The sequence below is a fragment of the Phormidium sp. CCY1219 genome, assembly GCF_035615515.1.
In the GTDB taxonomy this organism is placed as follows: Bacteria; Cyanobacteriota; Cyanobacteriia; order Cyanobacteriales; family Laspinemataceae; genus CCY1219.
The window spans coordinates 1-6,143 of sequence record NZ_JAJENT010000244.1 but is presented as its reverse complement, the minus strand read 5'-3'; the positions used below and the strand labels follow the sequence as shown (position 1 = coordinate 6,143).

Annotated in this window: 3 protein-coding genes and 1 pseudogene; 1 reads left to right on the top strand and 3 read right to left on the bottom strand. The window is 51.0% G+C overall.

Going from position 1 to position 6,143, the window contains the following annotated elements:
* Positions 1-227: 227 nt before the first annotated feature.
* Positions 228-1,862 carry a CHAT domain-containing protein gene (locus tag LKK83_RS02650; RefSeq protein WP_324629249.1) on the bottom strand — a complete coding sequence of 545 codons (1,635 nt, stop codon included), beginning with the start codon at positions 1,860-1,862 and terminating at the stop codon, positions 228-230.
* Positions 1,863-2,108: 246 nt separating this feature from the next.
* Positions 2,109-2,708, bottom strand: a complete 600-nt coding sequence (locus tag LKK83_RS02645) for a hypothetical protein (RefSeq protein WP_324629248.1) — start codon at positions 2,706-2,708, stop codon at positions 2,109-2,111.
* 569 nt (positions 2,709-3,277) lie between these two features.
* Here LKK83_RS02645 and LKK83_RS02640 point away from each other — a divergent pair.
* Complete coding sequence (locus LKK83_RS02640; RefSeq protein ID WP_324629247.1) at positions 3,278-4,975, top strand: EAL domain-containing response regulator; 1,698 nt, start codon at positions 3,278-3,280, stop codon at positions 4,973-4,975.
* A gap of 118 nt (positions 4,976-5,093) precedes the next feature.
* Here the strand turns inward: LKK83_RS02640 and LKK83_RS02635 are convergent.
* A pseudogene (locus LKK83_RS02635) lies at positions 5,094-6,143 on the bottom strand (serine/threonine-protein kinase); the annotation flags it as partial.

Below are 6,143 nucleotides of genomic sequence, written 5' to 3'. Positions count from 1 at the left end.
CGACTAAAGTCGCCGTTCGTTTTTCATCTACGTTTTAAAAAACGTAGCTTTCAAACTCTCGTTTTTCTTTCGTAAAAAGAGTATCAAGAGGCAGAGAGCCTCTTTTTTACTCAATTTATTCTAACCTTCATCCTTTATCCATTTTGGAGGGTAGGCATTACCCACCATCTCCTAGATTGTCCCTGGTTCCGCCCTGGGGGGAACCCACTCCCTGAGACTTCCCACAATCACGGATCCAGATTGAGAGATTCCACGACGAATTCCAGGGTTTGGCCTTGAGAGCTGCCAAATTTGAGCAAACTCCCGGATTCGAGTTGCACTTCTTGATGGTGAACTTTTTGCCAACCATTGCTGCGTTTAATCAGAGTCCCGTAGCGAGAAAAATCGCGCAAGAAATAAACCGGATCGGCGCGAGTGCCGGAAATATCGCGACAAAAGATTTCGGCATGTTTTTGGGAAACCCACCGTTCTGGAATAACTAAATCATTTTCCGATCGCCGCCCCACCCGCATCATGCCATTGCGAAGTCGCCAGACTTTGTGGGTATTGTGCAACAGGCGCAAGCAAGCCACAGTAAATGCAGAGCGCATTCCCGAAATAGTATTTTCCGGCAATTCGGTGATTAACGAGTCGAGGGGTTGGATGAGAACCCCATCGAACTCCGGATGCATGTAAAGCACCGGCAAAGTCCAAGCGGGTTGATTGAATTTATAAATGGTTAAGAGCTGTTGGCGGGCGATCGCCACGGCGCGATCGATGGGCATTCGTTCGGCAAGCGATCGGGCAAACCCTTTGATAAAGCTAATTGCTTCTTCATCAGTAATCGAGTCGCGCATACCCAACACTGCCGGCACCCCATGATGGATCAGCACTTCGGCTAAACTGCTGCGTTCGATCGCCCGTCCATTTTGCCGATCGCTCTGGGCACCCCAGCAAGCATTAAACACCGCTAACGTCACCTGAGTGCGGACCAGCACTTGGGCCAATTCCGTCCCACTGAGGGTGGTGCCATTTTGCAATAAGAGCTGCCCGCCGGCTGGGGCACAGACCCCATGACCGGCATAAAAGAAAATATTGTAAGTCCCATTTTCCAGTTCGGCGATCGTTTCGGCGGGAGACGGTTGCACTAAGGTTTTCACTTGACAGTGAACCGGAACGAGATTATCGCTGCTTTCGCAGCTTTGCGCCGATTCTTCCAATAACTGGGCCAGGGCGAGGGCTTCTTGTTCCAGTTGCAAGCATTCCGCCGCAGTAGCCGCAGAGGTTTCCGCCTCTTGTCCCAAAACCAGGAGAATGTTTAACGATTGACTGGTGCGGCGCGGGGCGAGCGGATCCACATCGCTGGTGGTGCGGCTAAAACGTAATTGCGGGTTAAGAGAAATCGTCGGTTTCCCGGGACGGGGTTGCATGATTTCCCAGGGTAAGGCAATTAACTCCGGGTCGCGAATTTCCAAGCGCAGGCGCAGGGGTTGATTTTGCCCGATCGCAATTCCAATGCTTTGGGCGAAGCTATTTTGAATCGAACCGGAAAAGACCCATTGCCACAGTTGCAGCCCCAATTCCTGCATGAGGCTGGCGCTGTAACTGGAAAGCCCAGAATTGCCGACATTGCTCAGGGGATCGAGCAGATTGGGGTCATTCGCCGCCGAGAGGTTCCACACCGAGGAGAGGGGCTGGGTGGAAAAAAGCTGCTGCCACCCTTGCCAGGTGTGGGTTAAGGCATCGGGCCAGCTACAGTCATGGTGAACGTAGCCTCCCGGAGAGGGGGCTTTGAGAACCCATATGGCAAAGTGTTTTGCCGAGGTAGAGGTTTTTAAAGGAGCGATCGCGATGCTCAGGCAAGGAATCTCAGACCAAGACATTCATGCAAGGTTGGCGCTAGGGTGACAAAATCCTTCTACCATTGTATCGGTTCTGGGGTGCAGATGCCCTGAGTTGCCAAGTTACCGCAAGCACCTGCGCGGAAAGCTACCACCGGAAAGGGGGAGATGGCCTCGCGCAGGCGCTCGGAGAAAATTTTTGTTTTGCCTCGATTGAGATAAAATCTCTATAGCATCGAACAACTGTTCTGAAAAACTGAGACGGTGGCTCAGAGAAATCTCCCGGGATCAATTGGGAAGTTGCGAGAGGGCATAGCGGGCGATCGCTAAACTCACTCGCGCTTTTTCGATTTCGGATAGCTCCGTCCAGGCTTTCTGAGTAAGTGCGGCTAAAGAGGAGTCCAGGGATTCACCCCGCATGGCATAGGCAAAGGGTCTGGCCAAGACTTGTAAATCCTGAGCGGGCCATTGGGGTAGCACGGGATTGACGCACTGAACCAGTTGTTCGGCAAAAGAGCGCGAGGCGGTCTGTTGCGATCGCGCTTGAGTGGCGATCGCTTCTAACCAGGTGTGGGGCACCCAGGCTCCAAATTTTTGCTGCAAGGCAGTTTGCAAGGTTTCGAGCAGGGAATCCTCGGCGGCGGTATCCGACCAGAGGCGTTCCAGGTTGGCGATCGCCTGCGGACTTGTGGCCTCGAGCAGCTCTTCGAATGCATTTTCAAACGGCAGTTGTGCTTCTGCTGCTTGCAAATACGCCTCAGTCTCCGGATCCGCTGGATTCCAGGGATAGGGAACTTCGGCGATCGCCACTGCATCTAGCAGCTCTAGCTCAATTTGGGAGCGAGAATACTCCCGAGTTTCAATATCATCAAGTGGTTTCCTTGTCATTTCGATGCTCCTGTTGAGTCGATTGATGGATTTGCTTGGATAGGCGTAGATACAATAGCGACCCCACCGGTTCCGCAACTGCCCCGAGGATGAATCTGGTGGTGAATCTGGTTTTACACTTAGTTTGCATATTTTATCCCGATTCAGTCTCCACAGGTCAACCGCCTGTCTTACGCCGCATTTGCGCTTAAACACTTTTTCAGATAATGTTATCAGCTCTACGAGGCCAGTATTTTTAGTCTCTGTCGGTGTTTTGACTTACCGCCATTCCCGACTTGATTGGGCTTGTTTTGTCATTAAATTATGCAAATTAAATGCGTTATCCCTTCGCCAGAGTTGGGAAAAACGCCTAAATGAGTCGCTGCCAATCCAAGACTTACGAGTACATGTGGTATTATAATAAATTTAGCTCCTATCGTCATCTAATAGAGCCACGCGGGAATCCTTTTTTACATCGGATTCGATAATTCCAAACTCTTGCCATCCGGTGTGTTTTTCTACTCATTTGAGAGCGCGCTGCCTTGGGCAAAGCTACTCTAAAATAAACCAGAGTCTTGAGCAAAACGGCTATGACAAAAATCCTCGTCATCGAAGACACCTCGGAAATTCTTAACAACCTTTTGGATTTTCTAGAGGCAGAAGATTTTGAAGCGATTGGTGCGGAAAATGGCATCGAAGGAGTGGTACAAGCTCGCTCCCACGAGTTGGATTTGATTATTTGCGATATAATGATGCCGGAACTGGATGGGTATGAGGTACTCAGCCAATTACGGGAAGATCCAAAAACGGCAAATATCCCGTTTATTTTTTTAACGGCAAAAAGCGATCGCTCCGACTTGCGACAGGGCATGAATCTCGGGGCGGATGATTATCTCACAAAACCGTTTACTAAGGCAGAATTGCTCGAAGCGATCGAGGCGAGATTGAGACGATCGTCCCAACAAGTGGAGCAACTGCGACAAGTCTCGGAACAACTCGATCGGTTAGAAAATTTCGATACCTTAACCGGGTTGCCCAAGCTCGAAGCGTTAGAAGGAAAAGAAGGAATCCTCGATCGCGTCATTGCCAGAACCGATGCCACCAATCGTATGGTGCCATTCTTGCTATTGGGCTTGGACAAATTCGGACGAATTAACGATACCATTGGCTACGGGAACGGAGACATTATTTTACAAAAAGTCGCCCAACGTTTGTTGGAGTTTATCGAAGTGTTTGATGTGGGAGGCGTTGCCCGGATTAGCGGAGATGAATTTGGGATTATTTTGCCGCCAATGAGCGATCGCGACTCGGCGGTGTCTCTCGCAGAAGAACTCCTCAGAGATATCTCCAAACCCGTGGAAATCGGACGCAAATCGATTCCCCTCACCGGTACGATCGGGATTTCATTTTATCCCACTGCCCCCAATTTAGATGAATTGCGACGCCAAGCCGGTGTGGCAATGGGAGAAGCAAAACGCGAAGGAGGCAATCGCTGCCAGATTTACACCCGCCCGATGTTTGGATTTGATGCTGCAAAAGAATTGCAACTGGCAGCCGATATTCGCCAAGCCTGGGAGCGAAATCAATTACAAGTATTTTATCAGCCGCGAGTGGATCTTCGCAAGCGCAAAATCGTTGCAGTTGCCACAGTACCCCATTGGAACCATCCGCGCGTGGGGGAAATTTCGCCAGTGAAAATTATCTCGTTAGCTACTGAGGCAGGTTTGCTCACAGAGATGAGCGAATGGATGTTGCGAGTGGCGGTGGGACAGGTGAAAAATTGGCAGGCATCTCGACTACGGTTAAGAGTTGCGGTGAGTTTGTCAGAAGCATTATTTAATGATGTCAACATTCAGCGGATTGTGGTGGATGCTTTGCAAAGAAGCGGCATAGACTCGCAATATTTGGAAGTGGAAATTCCGGCGGAGACGATCGCGAATGCCAAAAATGCCAATCAAATGGCATCGAAGTTAATTGCTTTCAAACAACTGGGTATTCAAACCACGATTTCTCAATTTGGCATCGGGCAAAGCGCGATCGAGTATCTGGGAGAACTGGCCCTGGATAATTTAAAACTCGATCGCACTTTGGTAAGCAATGCATCCCAAAATGCACCGCTAATTAATGCGATCGTCAAGATGGCGCAGGGACTCAAATTGCGGGCGATCGCCGATGGGGTGGAAACTGAAGAGCAAGCGAATATCCTGAAAAAGCAAAAATGCAACGAAATCCAGCAACAAGCTTCGGTTTCGGAAGCAGAAATTAGGCGCATGTTTGGGAAACGGTAGCGATCGCCCATTTCCGTTTAATCCAATCATCGAGAATGCGATCGGGACACGGTAATGCCGTGTCCCTCGGTTTTTGATGGGCATTGATGAATTAACCCCACCATTAAAAAACCGGGGATTATTGCAATTGCCAAACGATAATTGTACCCCGATCGCTACCCGCAACCACGGTATTTCCATCCTCGCCAAACGCCACCGATCGCAAGGGATTTTCGGCTGACAAGGTACTGATAAGTTCCCCCGTTTGCACATCCCATAATTTCACGGTGCGATCGCGACTGGCGGAGGCGATCGTGGTGCTATCAGGACTCACGGCGATCGCGGTAACTTCGCCCTGATGTCCCTCTAGGGTATCGGTTAACGAACCACTCGCCGCATCCCACACATTTACCCGAGTATAACTGCTGCTGACCAGGGTTTCGCCGTCGAAAGTATATGTGAGAGAGCGAATGTAAGACGAGCTGCCGGTGAGCGTTTGCCGTTCTTCCCCCGTATTCGCATCCCAGATTTTAATGGTATTGTCGGCACTTCCACTGGCGATCGCCTGCCCGTTGGGATGATAGGCAAGTGCGAGAACCGTGCCGCCATGACCTTTCAGAGAGCGAAGTTCTTCCCCGGTACTCACATCCCAAATTTTAATCGCGTTTTCTTTGATGACGCCGCCAGAACCACTGGCAAGTCTTGTGCCATCGGGACTAAATGCCACGGAATGCACTTGGTCGCGATGTCCGTATAAAGTATTCTGAAGCTGTTTGCTTTGCAAGTTCCACAGTTTAATCCGCCCGTCAGCGCTGGCGCTGGCGAGGGTGCGATCGTCCGGCGCGATCGCCAAAGACCAAATCCAGCCTTTATGTCCGTCCAGAGGGCGCAGCAGTTCCCCGTTGCTCGCATCCCACAGTTTAATCCGTTGGTCCCGACTGCCCGTGGCAATAATCTCACTGCCCGCGATCGCCACCGTTTCCACCGCCTCAGAATGCCCGGAAAAGCGATTCGCCAGAACGATGTTAGGCGCGGGGGTTATCGGTTCCGGTTCCGGTGTGGGAGAAGGTTGCGGCGCAGGAGTTGGCGTTTCTCGCGGTTCTTCTGGCGCAGGAGAGGGCGTTTCTCGCGGTTCTTCTGGCGCGGGAGAGGGCGTTTCTCGCGGTTCTTCTGGCGCGGGAGAGGGCGT

Coding starts and splice junctions, on each gene's coding strand:
- LKK83_RS02650 (WP_324629249.1), bottom strand. CDS start 1,862: ATGTCTTGGTCTGAGATTCCTTGCCTGAGCATCGCGATCGCTCCTTTA.
- LKK83_RS02645 (WP_324629248.1), bottom strand. CDS start 2,708: ATGACAAGGAAACCACTTGATGATATTGAAACTCGGGAGTATTCTCGC.
- LKK83_RS02640 (WP_324629247.1), top strand. CDS start 3,278: ATGACAAAAATCCTCGTCATCGAAGACACCTCGGAAATTCTTAACAAC.